The sequence below is a fragment of the Bacillus sp. JAS24-2 genome, assembly GCF_008274905.1.
Taxonomy (GTDB): domain Bacteria; phylum Bacillota; class Bacilli; order Bacillales; family Bacillaceae_G; genus Bacillus_A; species Bacillus_A cereus.
In genome coordinates, this window is the sequence record NZ_CP031068.1 from 4,829,986 (window position 1) to 4,846,669 (window position 16,684).

The following is a 16,684-nucleotide window of genomic DNA, read 5'->3' on the forward strand; positions in this document are numbered from 1 at the left end:
TTATCTTTATGCCCTCATTATAGTGACCCCTTACACTTTTATCAATACACTCTGATATGCAATATTACATATCAAAAAACAAGCTGAATTCTTTTAAAAAGTTATACAGGGATATTTTTTTCGTTTAGTACATACTTGAAAAGGTGAAGCATTCTTTTGCATTTTATGAGTAGTCACATAAAAAAGCTGCTGCCTATAAAATACAGACAGCAACTTCAACTAGAGTAGCTTGCATAATCTACGCAAGCTACGGTATTTTTTTACATTTTATAACTAATAAACTGCGATTGGCCCATAAGGACCATTAATAATTTCTATTTTTGTTTCAAAAATATCTGTCAAAAGTGTTGAGTCCATAACCTCTTCTACTGTTCCAAAAGCAGCAATTTGTCCATCTTTCATAGCACAAATTTTATCCGAGTATTTAGCTGCAAAATTTATGTCATGCATGACAGTCAAAATTGTTCTTCCAAATTCATTAGCTGCACGTCTTAAATGCTCCATCATTTGAACAGAACGAGCAACATCAAGGTTGTTCAGAGGTTCGTCCAAAAGTACATATTCCGTCTCTTGGCACAATACCATCGCTACATATGCCCTTTGTCTTTGACCACCAGAAAGCTCATCTAAATATCTATTCTCTAAACTAGTTAAATCTAAGAAATCGATATATTTAGAAATGATAACCTCATCTTCTTTAGTCAATCTTCCCTTTGAATAAGGAAAGCGCCCAAATCCAACTAATTGTCTAACTGTAAGCCTAGTTACAAAATGATTTTCTTGTCGCAATATAGTCAAAACTTTTGCTAAGTCTTTTGATTTGGATTCAGAAACATCCATATTTGCTACCTGAATTTGGCCTTCATCCATATCTAAAAGTCTGCCAATCATCAAAAGTGTTGTTGACTTTCCAGCACCATTTGGTCCAATTAAAGAAGTAAAGCCTGCTTTTGGTATTTCAATATCCAAAGGTCCTATTTTTACCTTATCAGTATAGAACTTTTTAACATTATCAATTTTTATCATAAAGCCCTCTTCCTTAAAACTATAGTTAAGAATATGATTCCACCAAATAATTCAATAATAACTGAAACTACACCTTGAGCATGGAATACATGATACATTAAAAAGTATGCGCTCGTCATTATTAAAAATCCTATAGCAAAAGCCATCGGAAAAATATATCTATGATCATAAGTTGCCGCTGCCTGATAACTCAAAGTTGCTACTAAAAAGCCGTAGAAAGTAAGTGGCCCAATTAGAGCGGTTGAAATGGACATCAGAATAGCAACTAATACAAGTGTATAAATTACACTAGGTTGATATTTAACTCCAAAAGAAGTAGCAACATCCTTTCCTAGTGACAAAACATTCAAATTCTTAGAATGAGCAAAAATTAATACTGCTACAATTATGATCATCGGAATTACAATAGGAAAATATGCAGGATCTGCATGATTAACAGAACCAAATAATCTTGCTTGTAAAATATCAAATTCTGAAGGCGCAAGTAGTTTTCTCATGAAAGTTGACACAGAATTTAGCCCGGTACCAATAATAATTCCAACTAAAAGCATAAGTTGTAAATTCCCGTATTTACCGGAAAGTAACCATCCATAAAGTATCAAACTCATGAAGACCATAACAACAACTTGGAATAAAAATGATCCAATTCCATTAAAATTTATTAACGCACTAGCACCAAAGAAGAATACTGTACTCGTTTGAATTGCTGAATAAAGTGATTCGAAACCTAAAAGTGAAGGAGTAATAATTTTATTATTCGTAATAGATTGGAAAGCAACTGTCGACAAGCTATGGCAAACCGCAGCAATAATCATTGCAACAATAGCTACTATCCTTCTCTTAACGACTGGGATAAAAGAAGGTGAATCTATCGGAACTGGATTGTTATAAACTAAAAGTCCATATGAAGAAAGAAGACCTAAAGCAATCAATGTTATGAGTAAAATCCAATAACGTCTTGCTTCCTTCTTAGACCGAAAAGCGCTAGCTGATCTACTTTCATTATGAAGGCTAGAATCGATTTCGACATTTTCTTTTTTTCTATATTCTAATGTGATCATCGTAGCCTCCTTGGTTTTCTTTGTCTCAATAAAATAGTAATAAACACGACTGCTCCCACTGTTGCAAGTATTAAAGAAACAGGTAATTCAAAAGGCTGTATAATTGTTCGAGAAATGATGTCACAGGCAGTTATTGATCCCATTCCGATCACACAAACCCAAGGTAAATTACTCCTAAGATCATCACCTCTAAACATTGAAACGATATTTGGCACAATTAATCCTAAGAAAGGTAAGTGTCCAATAACAGCTGCAACAATTCCAACTGCAACAGAGATAAGAGCAGTCCCAAAAAGAACAATTCTATTGTAATTAACTCCAAGACTTGTTGCGACATCTTCTCCTAGTCCAGCTAAAGTCAATCTATTAGCATACATAAAAATAAGAAAAGTAATGATAACAATCAGCCATAAATATTCATATCTTCCCACCTGAATGTTAGCAAATGAACCTACAAACCAAGTTTCAATACTTTGCGTCTTTTGAAAAAGGAGTCCTAAAAAAGTGGACACTGCAGAAATTACTGCTCCAAGCATCAATCCGATAATCGGAACAATTAAAGACGAACGAAGCTTAACTCTTCTTAAAAATAGAAAGAAAATCATAGTTCCTATAAAAGAAAAAATGATTGCACCAGTCATTCTTTGAACTAAAGTCGGGGCAGGAAATAATAAATACACAAAAAGCAGGCCTAAGCCTGACCATTCAATCGTCCCCGTTGTAGTAGGTTCAACAAAACGATTCTGTGTAATTAATTGCATTACGAGTCCTGCCATCGCCATTGCAGCTCCAGTAAGCATTAATGCAACTGTTCTCGGAACACGAGTGATGAAAAACATCTCCATTCCGTCCTCTTGTCCACGTATATCATAAACTCCAGTAAACAGTGATATAATCCCTAAAATTATAACAACTATAACCGCTATTATAAAAGGTTTTGTCCATATTTTATTGTGATTATAAAACTGGGGTTGAGAAATATTCTCAACCCTAGAAATCATATTTTTTGACACTGTTTCGTACCCCTTTACACTACTTAGCTAAAGTTTTTGCAAGATTTCCAAATAACTCTATATAAGTTTGAATTGATTCATTTGTGTAAGTATCTTCTGGTGCATAAACAACTTGTTGTTTAGAAACAGCAGTTGTGTTTTGAAGAGCTGGTGATTTAGAAATAACATCCTTAGCAGGTGTTGACTTAGCTGCATCAGATGTTGCAGCATCACGATCTAATACGAAAAGCCAATCAGGATTTGTTTGTGCGATAGCTTCAACAGAAACATCATCACCTTTATGACCTGCAGTAGAATTCGAAACTTCTAATGCTGGAGTCCAACCGAAAATTTCATACATAGGTCCCCAAACGCGACCAGAGTGCGGCGCAGCAAAGCCAATATTTCCACCAGTAACGATAACACTCATAACTTTATCTTTTCCGTTATAAGCAGATTTTGCCTTTTCAATAGATTTATCGAAATCAGCTACTAATTGTTTAGCTTCTTTATCTTTAGCAAAGATTTTACCTAAAGTAGTTGTAGAATCTTTAAGTCCTTTTACTAAGTTTTCTCCAGGCTTAGTAGCCTTCTCAGAAACATCAAAATTAAGATCAATAACAGCTGCATTTGGCACTAATTTTTTGATTTCTTCATAATGATCAGCAAATCTTTGACCAACGATTACAAGATCAGGGTTTGCCGCTGCAATAATTTCTAGATTTGGTTCACGGTGATTCCCAATATTTTGAACTTTTTCATCCTTTTTATATGCTGAATCAGCAGGCATGATATCCTTTGGAGCAGCCGCTAATTTAATTCCCCAATCAGATAAAGTTTCAAAAGTTCTGTTATCCAAAGCAACTACATTCTTCGGGTTTACAGGTACTTTAACAGTTCCATGAGCATCAGTGATTTCAACCGTTTTTGGCTTATCACTACCATTATCTTTATTATTAGCCTTCGAAGTTTCTTTACTTGAATCTGAGCAAGCCACTAACATTAAAGTAAAAATTGCTAGAATACTCACTAATTTTAAAAGCATAGATTTTTTCATATGTATACTCCTTATAGTGTGATTTATTTCGAAAATGATGACATCCATAGATTGAATTAGAAGATAACTTTTATTCAATCGAATCGCTATTGATAATCATTTTCATTTGAACATCCTGTTAATTAGTATAGTCATTAATTCTGTGAAAATCTTGTGAATCGTATGAATTCATAAAAAGTAATATGTGCGGTCAGGACTGTTGATTAACCTTCATTAAATACTTTCTCAACAAATACGGGACAGAGACCTTCCCTTACAAAATACGCGCAGTAATAGCTAATATTTCACAGAAACTACTTTATTATCTTATTTTTATCATTCAACCATTGAATAGCCTCTGCCATGTATCGTTTGAATATATCTATCTTTCTTCTCGCACTTTAGCTTTTTTCTTACATACCCAATATATAAGTCTACTACATTCGGATTTACTACTACGTCATATCCCCAAACTTGATTCAAAAGCATTTCACGGCTTAATATCGTATTTTTATTCTTAATTAAAAATACAAGTAAATCGTACTCGCGCTTCGTAAGCGAGAGATTTTTGCCACCTTTTTTCACAATATTGCTAGATGCATCAACAAAGAGATCTTTAAACTGAAAAAAGTTTGTCTCATTTTGCTGGTTATAGTCACTTCTTCTTAAAATAGCTTGAACTCTCGCTACTAATTCTTCCTTCACAAATGGTTTTCTAATATAATCATCTGCTCCTGCTTGTAACCCTGCTATGCAATCCTCGCTAGAAATATTGTTGGTCACAATAATGATTGGTGTCGTTTTAACAAGTCGTATTTGTCTACAAATTTCTGGTCCCGATATACTTAATGAATCCCAATCCAATATGATAATATCCCAATCTTGCTCATATGCTATATTTAAACCTTGGTTTTCATTGTGAAGTTTTAAAATGAAATGGCCCTCTTGCGTTAAACCGCTTACGATTTTCTTTGCTGAAGACCGTTCATTTTTAATCACCAACACCTGCTTCACCGATGGTTCACCTCTACTTCAATATAAATTATTTAGATAAAAAAATTATCCCGAAAAAATAATTTAAGATTTATAAATTTAAAACCCCTAAATAATCCATTAAAACAGTTTATTAGGAGAACTCTATATAATCTTACAATAGGTATGGATAAAAACACAAAACATATGAAGATTCGAATAAAGTAAAAAAATAATAACTACTTAACAATTGAGCGTTTACAATCTGCTATAGTATCTACCCGCTTATCATCAATAACCATTTTTTATTCTCTCTTTCAGGGATACCGTCCCATCAACTTCAGCATTCTATAAAACCACAAACAAAAAGAACCATAACCTCACCAACCTGGCAAAATTATGGTTCATATTATACAAAATAAAAAACCACCAAATATGTATTGGTGGAGACGGTGGGAGTCGAACCCACGTCCAAAAATATCGGCACTTAAGCTTCTACGAGTGTAGTCGATATATTAGCATTTCGCGAACTCTTCGGCCTATCGACAGGCTTCCAAGTTGCTAGTCTGGTTGTTCTCTTCCTTTGTCCTCAGACGGCGAACTCCGGCGTAGTCCACTTAGTTTGAGTCCCTTACCCTACCACATGGACGATGGAGGGAGGAACCTTTAGTGCAATTAAGCAGCTAAAGAAAGATTGTTTTGTTTGCCAATTATAGGCTTTGACGTTTTAACGAGGCCGATCCCCTCGACTCGCAACCTAAGCTCGAACTATCCCTGTCGAATCCGTAACGTCCCCATGATAAAAATGGAGCATACGAAGAAAATATCGTGATAGCTACTAAGAGCTGTTTTTCAATGTGCAACAATCTTACATAAGTTATTATAACATACGCGCTCCATTTTACAAATGTAAATATCTGTATTACATCTTTTGGCGATCACGGAACGCGCGTGCAATTTCACGTTTAGCTTCTTTCTCTTTTAAATCGTGACGTTTATCGTATTGCTTTTTACCTTTTGCTAAACCAAGTGCCATCTTTGCAAATCCATTTTTTAAATAAATTCTAAGTGGAACTAATGCGTAACCTGTTTCTTTCGCAGCGCCCGCTAGTTTATCAATTTCTTTTTTATGCAGAAGTAATTTTCTCGTACGAAGTGGATCATGGTTGAAACGATTCCCTTGTTCGTACGTATTAATGTGCATATTATGAACCCATACTTCACCATTATGTACACGTGCAAACGCATCTTTCAAGTTTACGCGTCCAGCGCGAATTGACTTAATTTCCGTTCCTTGAAGGACAAGCCCTGCTTCGTATGTTTCTTCGATGAAATAATCATGAAATGCTTTTTTATTCTGTGCAATAACCTTACCTGTACCCTTTGGCATATAACGTCCCTCCTCTATTTTTACTATTGTAACAAATGTTAATAAAAAGCGAAAGTGGCTCGCTCAGAATCTTTGGACATTGGAACTCCCGACAGAGAAGCGCTTTTTGCTTCGTCCGAGGGAGTGAAATGGCCAACAGATTCTAGCCACTGTAGCTGGATTCCATTAAAAGCGAAAGTGGCTCGCTCAGAATGTGAGGTAGCTGGAGCTTCTGACCTTGAGGCGCTCTTTGCCTCTCGGGAAGAAGTGAAGCCGCCGAACATTCTAGCCACTGTAGCTGGATTATATAAAAAGCGAAAGTGGCTCGCTCTCAAGCCACGAAGAAAAAAGAAAACGGCCCCGCTTTTCATCAAAGCGAAGCCACTCTTTTCTTACTTACGCTTTTTCTTTTTCTTCTTGAATCCTGGTACGTTTTCGAAGAATGCTTTTTTCTTCTTACCGTTACCATCTTTTTTTCCTGGCTGGCTAGCAGAAGCGGATGCAGATGCGGATCCTCTTCCTTTTCCTTTGCCACCACGGTCAAATTTTCTACCTGTGCCACGTTCACCGCCGCGCTCATTACTGCGCTCGCTACGTCCACCGCGTTTCTTTCTGCCTGTTCTTGGCTGTTCAATAACGACTGGACGATCTTTGAACTTACGGCGAGGTGTGCCTTTCATGCCAACGATTTCAAAGTCGATTGCACGCTCGTCTTTGTTTACGTTAATAACGCGAATTGTAATTTCATCACCGATGCGGAATACGTTTCCTGTACGTTCTCCGATCATAGCGAAATGTTGCTCGTCATAACGGTAGTAATCATCCGTTAAGTAGCTAACGTGTACAAGACCTTCAATTGTATTTGGAAGCTCTACGAATAAACCGAAGTTTGTTACAGAACTAATCATACCGTCATACTCTTCACCGATCTTATCAACCATATACTCTGCTTTTTTCATCTCATCTGTTTCACGCTCTGCTTCAACAGCACGGCGTTCCATATTAGAAGAGTGCTCTGCAATCTCAGGTAATTTTTCACGCCATTTTGCTTGCGTTTCGTTGTCGACTTTACCATTAATAATGTATTCACGAATTAATCTATGAACGATTGTATCTGGGTAACGACGAATTGGTGATGTGAAATGTGTGTAGAACTCAGTTGATAAACCGAAATGTCCTAAACTATCCGCATCGTAACGAGCTTGCTTCATAGAACGAAGCATAACTGTTGAAATAACTACTTCTTCTGGCTGTCCTTGAACCATTTCAAGAATTTGTTGCAGCGCACGAGGGTGCACTTCATTCGCACGTCCTTTTACCGCATATCCGAAGTTCGTTACAAACTCGAAGAAACGCTCAAGCTTATCTTCTTTCGGATCTTCATGGACACGGTACATAAACGGTACGTTCATCCAGTGGAAGTGCTCTGCTACTGTTTCATTCGCAACAAGCATAAATTCTTCAATTAACTTCTCTGAAACAGAACGATCACGCATAACAACATCAGTCGGTTTTCCTTCTTCATCCACTAATACTTTCGCTTCTTTAAAGTCAAAGTCAATTGCACCACGGCGCATACGTTTTTCACGTAAAATTTGTGCCAATTGACCCATCTCTTTAAACATCGGTACGAGCGGCTCATAACGCTTAATTAACTCTTCGTCCTCATCTTCTAAAATGCTTCTTACGTCAGCATACGTCATACGCTCTGTCGTTTTAATCACACTTTGGAAAATCTCGTGTTTAACAACATCACCTAAATTGTTGATTTCCATTTCACAAGATAACGTCAGACGGTCTACTTTCGGATTTAATGAACAAATACCGTTAGATAGACGATGCGGAATCATCGGGATTACACGGTCAACAAGATATACACTCGTCGCTCTTTCCGCTGCTTCAACATCAATTGGAGAGCCTTCTTGAACGTAATGACTTACATCCGCAATGTGAACGCCTAGCTTGTAGTTACCGTTCTCAAGCTTCGTTACTGTAACAGCATCATCTAAGTCTTTCGCATCTGCACCATCAATCGTTACGATCATTTGATCGCGCAGGTCGCGGCGATCTTTTAAATCTTCTTCTGAAATCGTTTCTGGTACACTGTTTGCATGCTCCATCACTTCCTCAGGGAATGCTAAAGGTAAATGATGTTTATGAATGACAGATAAAATATCTACTCCTGGATCATTTTTATGACCTAGAATTTGAATAACTTCACCTTCTGCACTTAAACGATTCTCTGGATAGCTCGTAATTTTCACAACTACTTTATGACCTTCTACAGCACCCATTGATGCGCTTTTCAAGATAAAGATATCACTCGTCCAGCGCTTATTGTCAGGTATAACAAATCCAAAGTTTTTCGATTCTGTATATGTACCAACTAGCTCTTTCGTGCCACGTTCTAAAATGCGTACAATTGAACCTTCTTGACGCGAACCGCTCGATTGAGAACTAAGGCGTGCTAATACTGTATCGCCATGAAGCGCACCGTTTAATTCTGTAGGCGGTATGAAAAGGTCATCGTCTCCCGTTTTCTTCTCATCTGGTACAACGAATGCAAAACCACGTGCATGTCCAATTAATTTACCTCGTACTAAATTCATCTTTTCAGGAAGACCGTAACGGTTGCTACGAGTACGAATAACAAGTCCCTTTTCTTCCATCGTTACAAGTGCCTTTACGAAATCTTTAAAGCCCTCAGAACCTTCAATCCCAAATGCCTCTTCTAACTCTTGTATCGTTAGCGGTTTATACGCTTCTTCTCTCATAAATAATAACAACTTATCAATATGTTCTTGTATGATTTCTTCCAAGCAAAAATACCTCCTTTAAAACCTTATATTATTTAGTGTATCCGAAAGATAGGGGATGTATAAAGTGAAACTTCAATACTCCCCTTATGATTTTTACAGTTTTCACAAAAAATTCCTTATGAAAAAAAGAGGCAACTAGATCTTACCAATCTAGTTGCTCCAAGAAGTTATATACATCCTCATGTAGCTCGTCACGTTGTTTATCAAGTGTAATGACATGCGTAGAGTCTTCATACCATTTAATGTCTTTTAACGTAGATTCTACACCGTTATAAATAATGTTAGCACTATCTGTATTAATCATTTCGTCATGACGTGCTTGTACAACAAATGTTGGCGCATAAATCATATCCACATTGTTACGTACGTCAGCAATTAATTGTTGTAATGCTTTTAATGTATTCATCGGTGTCTTTTGGAATTCCAACATTTCTTGTTCAATTTGTTCTGGTGATTTTTGCTCACGTTTTTTATATTCGCGGGCATATGCCAATATACCTTGGTACATCGTTTCTTCGCTCTTAATATACATCGGTGCACACATTGGTACTACACCTAAAACCGGTACTGTATAACCTAATTTTAAAGAAAATACGCCGCCAAGTGACAATCCAACAACAGCAATTTTCTCAAAACCTTTATCTTTTAAAAGCTGATATGCCTCCGTTACATCTTGCCACCAATCTGTAGGCCCTGTATGAACAAGCTCTTCTGGTGGTACACCGTGCCCTTTATAAATTGGCGCATGACAAGTATAGCCTTTCTTTTCTAAGAAACGCCCTAACATACGTACATCAGCTGAGTTCCCTGTGAATCCATGTAGTAATAAAACAGCGCGGTCTCCACCCTCAAATGTAAATGGTTTCGGAGATGCTAATTTCATCATGTATTTCTCCTCTTTCTCTTCTGTAATCTAGTCGTATTCTTTCTATATCTAGTGTACCATATTTGTATTTCTATAATCTAATTAGAAACATCTTTCAAATAGCAAAACAAAAAAAGAAGAACCATTAGTACCATTCACTAACGCTTCTTCTTTCAATTTTATAAATTGAAGTACGTAACACCAATTGTTAATACAAAGAACAATACAGCTAAAACAATTGTAATACGGTTTAATACCGCTTCAATTCCACGTGCCTTTTGCTTACCAAATAATTGCTCCGCACCGCCTGAAATTGCACCTGAAAGGCCTGAGCTATTACTAGATTGCATAAGTACCATAACAATCATTAAAATCGATACAATAATAAGTAAAACTGATAATAACGTATGCACTTGGCGTACCTCCTACAAAGATTCAGTTATTGTAACTGTAGCATAAATTCTATAGAAAAGCGAGAGCTATAGAGGCGCTCTCGCTTTTCTTCTATTACATAAACATCATCGCAAATAACGGTCCAAGTAAACATGTCAAAATTGCTGTTAATGTCATTGTTACCGATCCAATAACACCTTCATGCTCATTATTTTTCATTGCTCTCATCACGCCCATAATATGAGAAGCACATCCAAATCCGATACCTTTACCAACTGAGTTTGTAACACGGCTCCATTTTAATAAAAGGGGTCCTGTAATCGTTCCAGTAATACCTGCGATAACAACGAAAGCTGCTGTTAAGGAAGGTACACCACCAACTTGCTCTGAAACACTCATCGCAACTGGCATTGTCACCGATTTTGGTAATGACGATAAGATTAAGCTTTTATCCGTTCCCATAAGTGAAGCAATCGCAAAATCACTAGCGATTGCAACTGTTGTACCTACTAATACCCCGCCAGCAATCGGTACAACATATTTTTGCAGAACATGACGTTGTTTATAAAGAGGAATTGCAAATGCTACAACACCGGGTCCAAGTAGCTTTGCAATCCAGCCACCACCACTTTCCATATAATGTTGATATGGTATATCAAGCACGATAAATAGGAAAGCCATTAATCCAGTTGCTACAAGCATTGGAATGGTGAATGGTGTTGGAAATAATTTATAGATTTTTTTAGATAATTGATATAATAGCACCGTAAAAAGAACCCAACCGATTCCGATTAATATTTGGCTCATCGCGACTCTCTTTCCTTCCTATTCGCAAGATATTGTCCTGTATGTCCTGCGACAATAATAATTAAAAATGTACTCGCTACAACTGTAATGAAAAGAGAAATTCCTTTACTCATAAAAAAAGCACCGTAATTCATTAGGCCAAGCGTTGGCGGAATTAATAAAAACGGCATAATAGCAACGAGTGTTTCTGCTCCTAAATCGAACCATTTCACTGGAAGAACTTTTAGGCTAAGTAAAACAAGTAAGAGGAACATTCCAATCAAACTTCCTGGAATTGGAATATTTAACATTTCTTGCACCCAAGTTCCAACCATATAAAACACGTAAAGAGCAGCAATTTGGACAAGAATCTTTGTAAATTTCATGTTCATCATCCCTCATGTTTATACGATCTTCTGTTAATATCTTTATCATAGTATAAATTGTAAAAAGCTGCAATTTATCAACTTGACAGCAAAAACAGCCTATGTTATACGCTTACAACCTTGATATGGCTGCATTTCTAAACAAAAATTATGTCAAAAACCTTGACCTAATATAAAAAGTTTTTATTTTCTGAATTTAAAAGACTATTATTTCAATAAAATAACCTTTTTATCCTTAAACTTACATATATATAAAGTGAAACTTTAATCATTGAGGTTTTCCTCATCCCCATTAATTATTAGCCCTCACCAAGCGGATTTGTACCGGATAAACAAGATAGGTGGTGAACATATGCCCAAAAAAGTTCTCATTTTTTGTGATCCTGGGATTGATGATACGATGGCTCTCCTCTTAGCATTCTTTATCGATGAAATAGAAATCGTCGGTATCGTTGCTGATTACGGCAATGTTCCAAAAAAAACGGCCGTAGAAAATGCTCATTTTTTTAATAACGAAACAAAGAATAGAAATATCAAGATATTCGGTGGTTCAGAACGTCCCCTTACTGGTGCCCCACCTGCGTTTTTTACGGATGTACATGGGAAACAGGGGCTCGGTCCAATTATTCCAAAGGTGAATGTGACTAACGGAGAAATGGAGAATTTTTTTGAAGTCATTCCTCTTATTGAACAGTATAAAGATGAATTAATCATTGTGAGTTTAGGAAGACTTACCTCCCTAGCAATTTTGTTTATCATGTGCAAACAGTTAATGAAACAAATTAAATCTTACTACGTAATGGGCGGTGCCTTTTTACATCCTGGTAATGTTACCCCTATTTCCGAAGCAAACTTTTATGGCGATCCTACTGCTGCTAATATAGTCCTTCAATCCGCAGTTAACATGTACATATACCCATTAAACGTCACTCAATACTCCATCATTACACCAGAAATGGCAGAATACATTGAGGCAAAAGGAAAAGCTCCACTTGTCAAACCGTTATTTGATCATTATTACTACGGATATTATAAAGACGCCCTACCACATTTAAAGGGGAGCCCCTTCCATGACACAATGCCAATACTCGCTTTATTTGATAACTCTATGTTCACGTATCATAAATCACCTATTGTTGTCATGACAGAATCCTCTGCACAAGGAGCAAGCATAGGGGAATTTCGCTCTTTAGTGAACCAGAAGCCATTTATTGATTGGCCGGTTCATCAAATCGCAATTGATTTTGACTATAACCGCTTCTTCAAACATTTCATGTCACTTATGACGGGTGAACAATTTTAGCATAAAAAAACAGACCGTGATTTCTCACGGTCTGTCGTTTATTTCCTACAATTATCGTTTGATGTTATAGAAAGATTTGATACCATCGTAAACAGCGATTTCGCCTAGTTCGTCTTCGATGCGTAATAATTGGTTGTACTTAGCAATACGGTCAGTACGGCTCATAGAACCAGTTTTGATTTGGCCAGCGTTAGTTGCAACTGCGATGTCAGCGATTGTAGCATCTTCAGTTTCACCAGAACGGTGAGATACAACTGCTGTGTAACCAGCACGTTTAGCCATTTCGATAGCTTCGAAAGTCTCAGTTAAAGTACCGATTTGGTTAACTTTAATTAAGATTGAGTTAGAGATACCTTTTTCGATACCTTCAGCAAGTTTTTGAGTGTTAGTTACGAATAAATCGTCACCAACTAATTGTACTTTATCACCGATACGCTCAGTTAATAATTTGTGACCATCCCAGTCGTTTTCGTCTAAACCATCTTCGATAGAGATGATTGGGAAGTCTTTGCAAAGCTCTTCATAGAAATCAACCATTTCTGCAGAAGTTAAGCCAGTACGGCCTTCGCCTGCAAGGTCATATTTACCAGTTTCTTTGTTGTAGAACTCAGAAGAAGCAACGTCCATTCCTAAGAATACGTTCTCGCCAGCTTTGTAACCAGCTTTTTCGATAGCTTCGATGATTACTTCTAAAGCTTCACGGTTAGAACCAAGGTTTGGAGCGAATCCACCTTCGTCACCTACTGCAGTGTTAAGACCTTTGTCATGTAATACAGCTTTAAGTGCATGGAATACTTCAGCACCCATACGGATTGATTCTTTGAATGTTGGAGCACCAACTGGTAAGATCATGAACTCTTGGAAGTCAACGTTGTTATCAGCGTGAGAACCACCGTTGATGATGTTCATCATTGGAGTTGGTAATTGTTTTGCATTGAATCCACCAAGGTAACGGTATAATGGAAGACCTACGAAGTCAGCTGCTGCGTGAGCTACTGCCATAGATACACCAAGGATAGCGTTAGCGCCTAGTTTACCTTTGTTTGGAGTGCCATCTAATTCGATCATAGCACGGTCGATACCAGCTTGGTCAGTTACATCGAAACCAGCGATTTCTGGAGCGATAATTTCGTTAACGTTGTTTACTGCGTTAACAACACCTTTACCAAGGTAACGAGATTTGTCACCGTCACGTAATTCTACTGCTTCGTGCTCACCAGTAGATGCACCACTTGGTACGATAGCGCGTCCGAAAGCGCCGCTTTCTGTGTAAACTTCTACTTCTACAGTTGGGTTACCACGAGAGTCAAGGACTTCGCGAGCATAAACATCAATAATTGTTGACATAATAAATTCTCTCCTTTTTATATAAGCAAATTATTTAATAATTGTTTTACCTGTCATTTCTTTCGGTTGTTCCACATTTAAAAGTGTAAGCATTGTTGGAGCGATATCTCCTAAAATACCACCTTCACGAAGCTCTACATCATTTTTTGTAACGATGAAAGGAACCGGGTTAGTTGTATGAGCTGTCATAGGACCACCATCAGCAGTTAACTCCTGATCAGCATTACCATGGTCAGCAGTAATAAGTGCTACACCATCTTTTGCAAGAATCGCTTCTACAACTTTTCCTAAACATTCGTCAGTTGCTTCTACTGCTTTAATTGTTGGTTCCATCATCCCAGAATGGCCAACCATATCACAGTTCGCAAAGTTAAGAATGATAACATCATGTTTATCATTTTCGATTTCATTTACTAAAGCGTCCGTTACTTCGTAAATGCTCATTTCAGGTTTCAAGTCATACGTTGCAACCTTCGGTGAGTTAATTAAGATACGTTCTTCTCCTGGGAATTCAGCCTCACGACCACCGCTAAAGAAGAATGTAACGTGCGGATACTTTTCAGTTTCCGCGATGCGAAGTTGCTTTAATCCCGCTTGCGCAACAACTTCACCTAAAGTGTTATCAAGGTTCATTGGCTTGAATGCCACGTATCCATCTACAGTTTCACTGAAGTGTGTCATACATACGAATTCTGGAATGTGAGGTACTTTTTCACCACGATCGAACTCACGGAAGTCTTCGTTTGTAAATACACGAGCAATTTGAATTGCACGGTCTGGACGGAAGTTATAGAAGATAACTGCATCATCATCATTGATTGTTGCAACTGGCGTGTTATCTTCGTTAACAATTACAGACGGCAATACGAATTCATCATAGATACCGTTCGCATAAGAGTCTTCTACACACTCTTCTGCTGATTTATAAGTAGGGCCTTCACCATTCACCATAGCACTGTAACATTTTTCTACGCGATCCCAACGCTTGTCACGGTCCATAGAGTAATAACGACCAGAGATAGTCGCGAATTGTCCTACTCCTGTTTCTTTAATTACTTCATTCGTTGCATCGATATAACCTTTTGCTGTTTGTGGTCCAACATCGCGGCCGTCTAAGAATGCATGGATATAAACTTTCTCCACGCCTTCTTTTGCTGCTAAGCGAAGAAGAGCAAACATATGGTTCATGTGACTGTGCACACCACCGTCAGAAAGTAAACCGAATAAATGAAGTGCAGTACCTTTTTCTTTTACGCTTTTAATTGCATTTTGAAAAGTTTCGTTCTTATCGAACTCACCTTCACGAATTGCAACGTTAACGCGTGTTAAGCTTTGATATACTACGCGGCCAGCACCGATATTTAAGTGACCAACCTCAGAGTTACCCATTTGACCTTCTGGAAGACCTACTGCCTCGCCACAAGCTGTAAGCGTTGTGTGAGGGAATTTGTTCCAGTAACCATCAAAATTAGGTTTCTTAGCTTGTGCTACAGCATTCCCGTAAGTTTCTTCACGAAGTCCGAAACCGTCAAGAATGATTAAAGCTGTTGGCTTTCTCATTTTACCGCCCCCAGAAGACCTAAGAACGAAGCAGGCTCTAAGCTAGCACCGCCAACTAAAGCGCCGTCGATGTCAGATTGTGCCATATACTCTTTAATGTTTTCTGGTTTTACGCTACCGCCGTATTGGATACGAACAGCTTCTGCAGCTTCTGGAGAAACAGCTTCTGCAACAACTTTACGGATGTGCGCACATACTTCGTTTGCATCTGCAGAAGAAGAAGATTTACCTGTACCGATAGCCCAGATTGGCTCATAAGCGATAACAGTTGCTTTAACTTGCTCTTCTGTTAAACCTGCAAGTGCTTTTGTCACTTGACCTGCTACTAGATCAAATGTTTTTCCGCTTTCGCGCTCTTCTAAAGTCTCACCACAACATACGATTGGTGTTAAACCATGTTCAAATGCTGCGATAGTCTTTTTGTTTACTGACTCATCTGTTTCAGCAAACATTTCACGACGCTCAGAGTGGCCAAGTACTACATAGCCAACTTTTAAGTCGCTAAGTGCTACTGGGCTAATTTCGCCAGTGAATGCACCATTTTTTTCGAAGTGCATGTTTTGTGCACCTACTTGTAAGTCAGTTCCTTCAGTTGCTGCTACAAGGCGCTCTAAGAATAGAGCTGGAGAGCAAACTACTGCATCAACAGCTGAAGCTGCTGGGATTTGACCTTTAACTTCCTCTACGAAGCTAACTGCTTCAGATAGAGTTTTATTCATTTTCCAGTTACCTGCGATAATTGGTTTACGCATGCTTTGCACCGTCCTTT

Annotated in this window: 15 protein-coding genes and 1 other RNA gene; 1 reads left to right on the forward strand and 15 read right to left on the reverse strand. The window is 37.8% G+C overall.

Going from position 1 to position 16,684, the window contains the following annotated elements:
* Positions 1 to 273: 273 nt before the first annotated feature.
* The 12 genes from DN407_RS25190 to DN407_RS25250 form a co-directional block, all read right to left on the reverse strand.
* Positions 274 to 1,026 (reverse strand): iron ABC transporter ATP-binding protein, encoded by a 753-nt coding sequence (locus tag DN407_RS25190; RefSeq protein ID WP_000590071.1) that lies wholly within the window; start codon positions 1,024 to 1,026, stop codon positions 274 to 276.
* A complete protein-coding gene (locus tag DN407_RS25195; protein ID WP_000631244.1) occupies positions 1,023 to 2,087 on the reverse strand; it encodes an iron chelate uptake ABC transporter family permease subunit in 1,065 nt (354 codons plus the stop codon). Before DN407_RS25195 ends, DN407_RS25190 begins: the two co-directional genes overlap by 4 nt.
* Complete coding sequence (locus DN407_RS25200; RefSeq protein ID WP_000042063.1) at positions 2,084 to 3,100, reverse strand: ABC transporter permease; 1,017 nt, start codon at positions 3,098 to 3,100, stop codon at positions 2,084 to 2,086. The genes DN407_RS25195 and DN407_RS25200 overlap by 4 nt, the downstream gene beginning before the upstream one ends.
* 19 nt (positions 3,101 to 3,119) lie before the next feature.
* Positions 3,120 to 4,136 (reverse strand): siderophore ABC transporter substrate-binding protein, encoded by a 1,017-nt coding sequence (locus tag DN407_RS25205; RefSeq protein WP_000749436.1) that lies wholly within the window; start codon positions 4,134 to 4,136, stop codon positions 3,120 to 3,122.
* Between the two features lie 315 nt (positions 4,137 to 4,451).
* Positions 4,452 to 5,129, reverse strand: a complete 678-nt coding sequence (locus tag DN407_RS25210; protein ID WP_000815809.1) for a response regulator transcription factor — start codon at positions 5,127 to 5,129, stop codon at positions 4,452 to 4,454.
* A 399-nt stretch (positions 5,130 to 5,528) separates the two neighbouring features.
* Positions 5,529 to 5,883, reverse strand: a transfer-messenger RNA (tmRNA) gene (gene ssrA / locus DN407_RS25215).
* Positions 5,884 to 6,009: 126 nt separating this feature from the next.
* Positions 6,010 to 6,477, reverse strand: coding sequence for an SsrA-binding protein (gene smpB / locus DN407_RS25220; protein ID WP_001123919.1), 468 nt, complete (start codon positions 6,475 to 6,477; stop codon positions 6,010 to 6,012).
* Positions 6,478 to 6,848: 371 nt separating this feature from the next.
* Positions 6,849 to 9,275, reverse strand: a complete 2,427-nt coding sequence (rnr, locus tag DN407_RS25230; RefSeq protein ID WP_000391096.1) for a ribonuclease R — start codon at positions 9,273 to 9,275, stop codon at positions 6,849 to 6,851.
* 142 nt (positions 9,276 to 9,417) lie between these two features.
* Complete coding sequence (gene estA / locus DN407_RS25235) at positions 9,418 to 10,158, reverse strand: carboxylesterase (RefSeq protein ID WP_000761986.1); 741 nt, start codon at positions 10,156 to 10,158, stop codon at positions 9,418 to 9,420.
* Between the two features lie 161 nt (positions 10,159 to 10,319).
* Complete coding sequence (gene secG, locus DN407_RS25240; protein ID WP_000557264.1) at positions 10,320 to 10,553, reverse strand: preprotein translocase subunit SecG; 234 nt, start codon at positions 10,551 to 10,553, stop codon at positions 10,320 to 10,322.
* A gap of 94 nt (positions 10,554 to 10,647) precedes the next feature.
* Complete coding sequence (locus tag DN407_RS25245; RefSeq protein WP_000078304.1) at positions 10,648 to 11,340, reverse strand: LrgB family protein; 693 nt, start codon at positions 11,338 to 11,340, stop codon at positions 10,648 to 10,650.
* The gene (locus DN407_RS25250) at positions 11,337 to 11,705 is read right to left on the reverse strand and encodes a CidA/LrgA family holin-like protein (RefSeq protein ID WP_000673222.1); all 369 of its coding nucleotides are present in this window, start codon (positions 11,703 to 11,705) and stop codon (positions 11,337 to 11,339) included. The genes DN407_RS25245 and DN407_RS25250 overlap by 4 nt, the downstream gene beginning before the upstream one ends.
* 352 nt (positions 11,706 to 12,057) lie before the next feature.
* Here DN407_RS25250 and DN407_RS25255 point away from each other — a divergent pair, with 352 nt between their 5' ends.
* A complete protein-coding gene (locus DN407_RS25255; protein WP_074553718.1) occupies positions 12,058 to 13,008 on the forward strand; it encodes a nucleoside hydrolase in 951 nt (316 codons plus the stop codon).
* Positions 13,009 to 13,059: 51 nt separating this feature from the next.
* On the opposite strand, the gene eno is transcribed toward DN407_RS25255, so the two are convergent.
* The 3 genes from eno to tpiA are packed head-to-tail and all read right to left on the reverse strand — an operon-like array spanning position 13,060 to position 16,667.
* Positions 13,060 to 14,355, reverse strand: coding sequence for a phosphopyruvate hydratase (gene eno, locus DN407_RS25260; RefSeq protein ID WP_000103951.1), 1,296 nt, complete (start codon positions 14,353 to 14,355; stop codon positions 13,060 to 13,062).
* A gap of 30 nt (positions 14,356 to 14,385) precedes the next feature.
* Positions 14,386 to 15,915 carry a 2,3-bisphosphoglycerate-independent phosphoglycerate mutase gene (gene gpmI, locus DN407_RS25265; RefSeq protein ID WP_001231158.1) on the reverse strand — a complete coding sequence of 510 codons (1,530 nt, stop codon included), beginning with the start codon at positions 15,913 to 15,915 and terminating at the stop codon, positions 14,386 to 14,388.
* The gene (gene tpiA, locus DN407_RS25270; RefSeq protein WP_001231038.1) at positions 15,912 to 16,667 is read right to left on the reverse strand and encodes a triose-phosphate isomerase; all 756 of its coding nucleotides are present in this window, start codon (positions 16,665 to 16,667) and stop codon (positions 15,912 to 15,914) included. Before tpiA ends, gpmI begins: the two co-directional genes overlap by 4 nt.
* Positions 16,668 to 16,684 lie beyond the last annotated feature (17 nt).

What these genes read in the sequence shown, in the direction of transcription:
- DN407_RS25190 (WP_000590071.1), bottom strand. Translation starts at nt 1,026, where the DNA reads ATGATAAAAATTGATAATGTTAAAAAGTTCTATACTGATAAGGTAAAA.
- DN407_RS25195 (WP_000631244.1), bottom strand. Translation starts at nt 2,087, where the DNA reads ATGATCACATTAGAATATAGAAAAAAAGAAAATGTCGAAATCGATTCT.
- DN407_RS25205 (WP_000749436.1), bottom strand. Translation starts at nt 4,136, where the DNA reads ATGAAAAAATCTATGCTTTTAAAATTAGTGAGTATTCTAGCAATTTTT.
- smpB (WP_001123919.1), bottom strand. Translation starts at nt 6,477, where the DNA reads ATGCCAAAGGGTACAGGTAAGGTTATTGCACAGAATAAAAAAGCATTT.
- estA (WP_000761986.1), bottom strand. Translation starts at nt 10,158, where the DNA reads ATGAAATTAGCATCTCCGAAACCATTTACATTTGAGGGTGGAGACCGC.
- DN407_RS25245 (WP_000078304.1), bottom strand. Translation starts at nt 11,340, where the DNA reads ATGAGCCAAATATTAATCGGAATCGGTTGGGTTCTTTTTACGGTGCTA.
- DN407_RS25250 (WP_000673222.1), bottom strand. Translation starts at nt 11,705, where the DNA reads ATGAAATTTACAAAGATTCTTGTCCAAATTGCTGCTCTTTACGTGTTT.
- DN407_RS25255 (WP_074553718.1), top strand. Translation starts at nt 12,058, where the DNA reads ATGCCCAAAAAAGTTCTCATTTTTTGTGATCCTGGGATTGATGATACG.
- eno (WP_000103951.1), bottom strand. Translation starts at nt 14,355, where the DNA reads ATGTCAACAATTATTGATGTTTATGCTCGCGAAGTCCTTGACTCTCGT.
- gpmI (WP_001231158.1), bottom strand. Translation starts at nt 15,915, where the DNA reads ATGAGAAAGCCAACAGCTTTAATCATTCTTGACGGTTTCGGACTTCGT.
- tpiA (WP_001231038.1), bottom strand. Translation starts at nt 16,667, where the DNA reads ATGCGTAAACCAATTATCGCAGGTAACTGGAAAATGAATAAAACTCTA.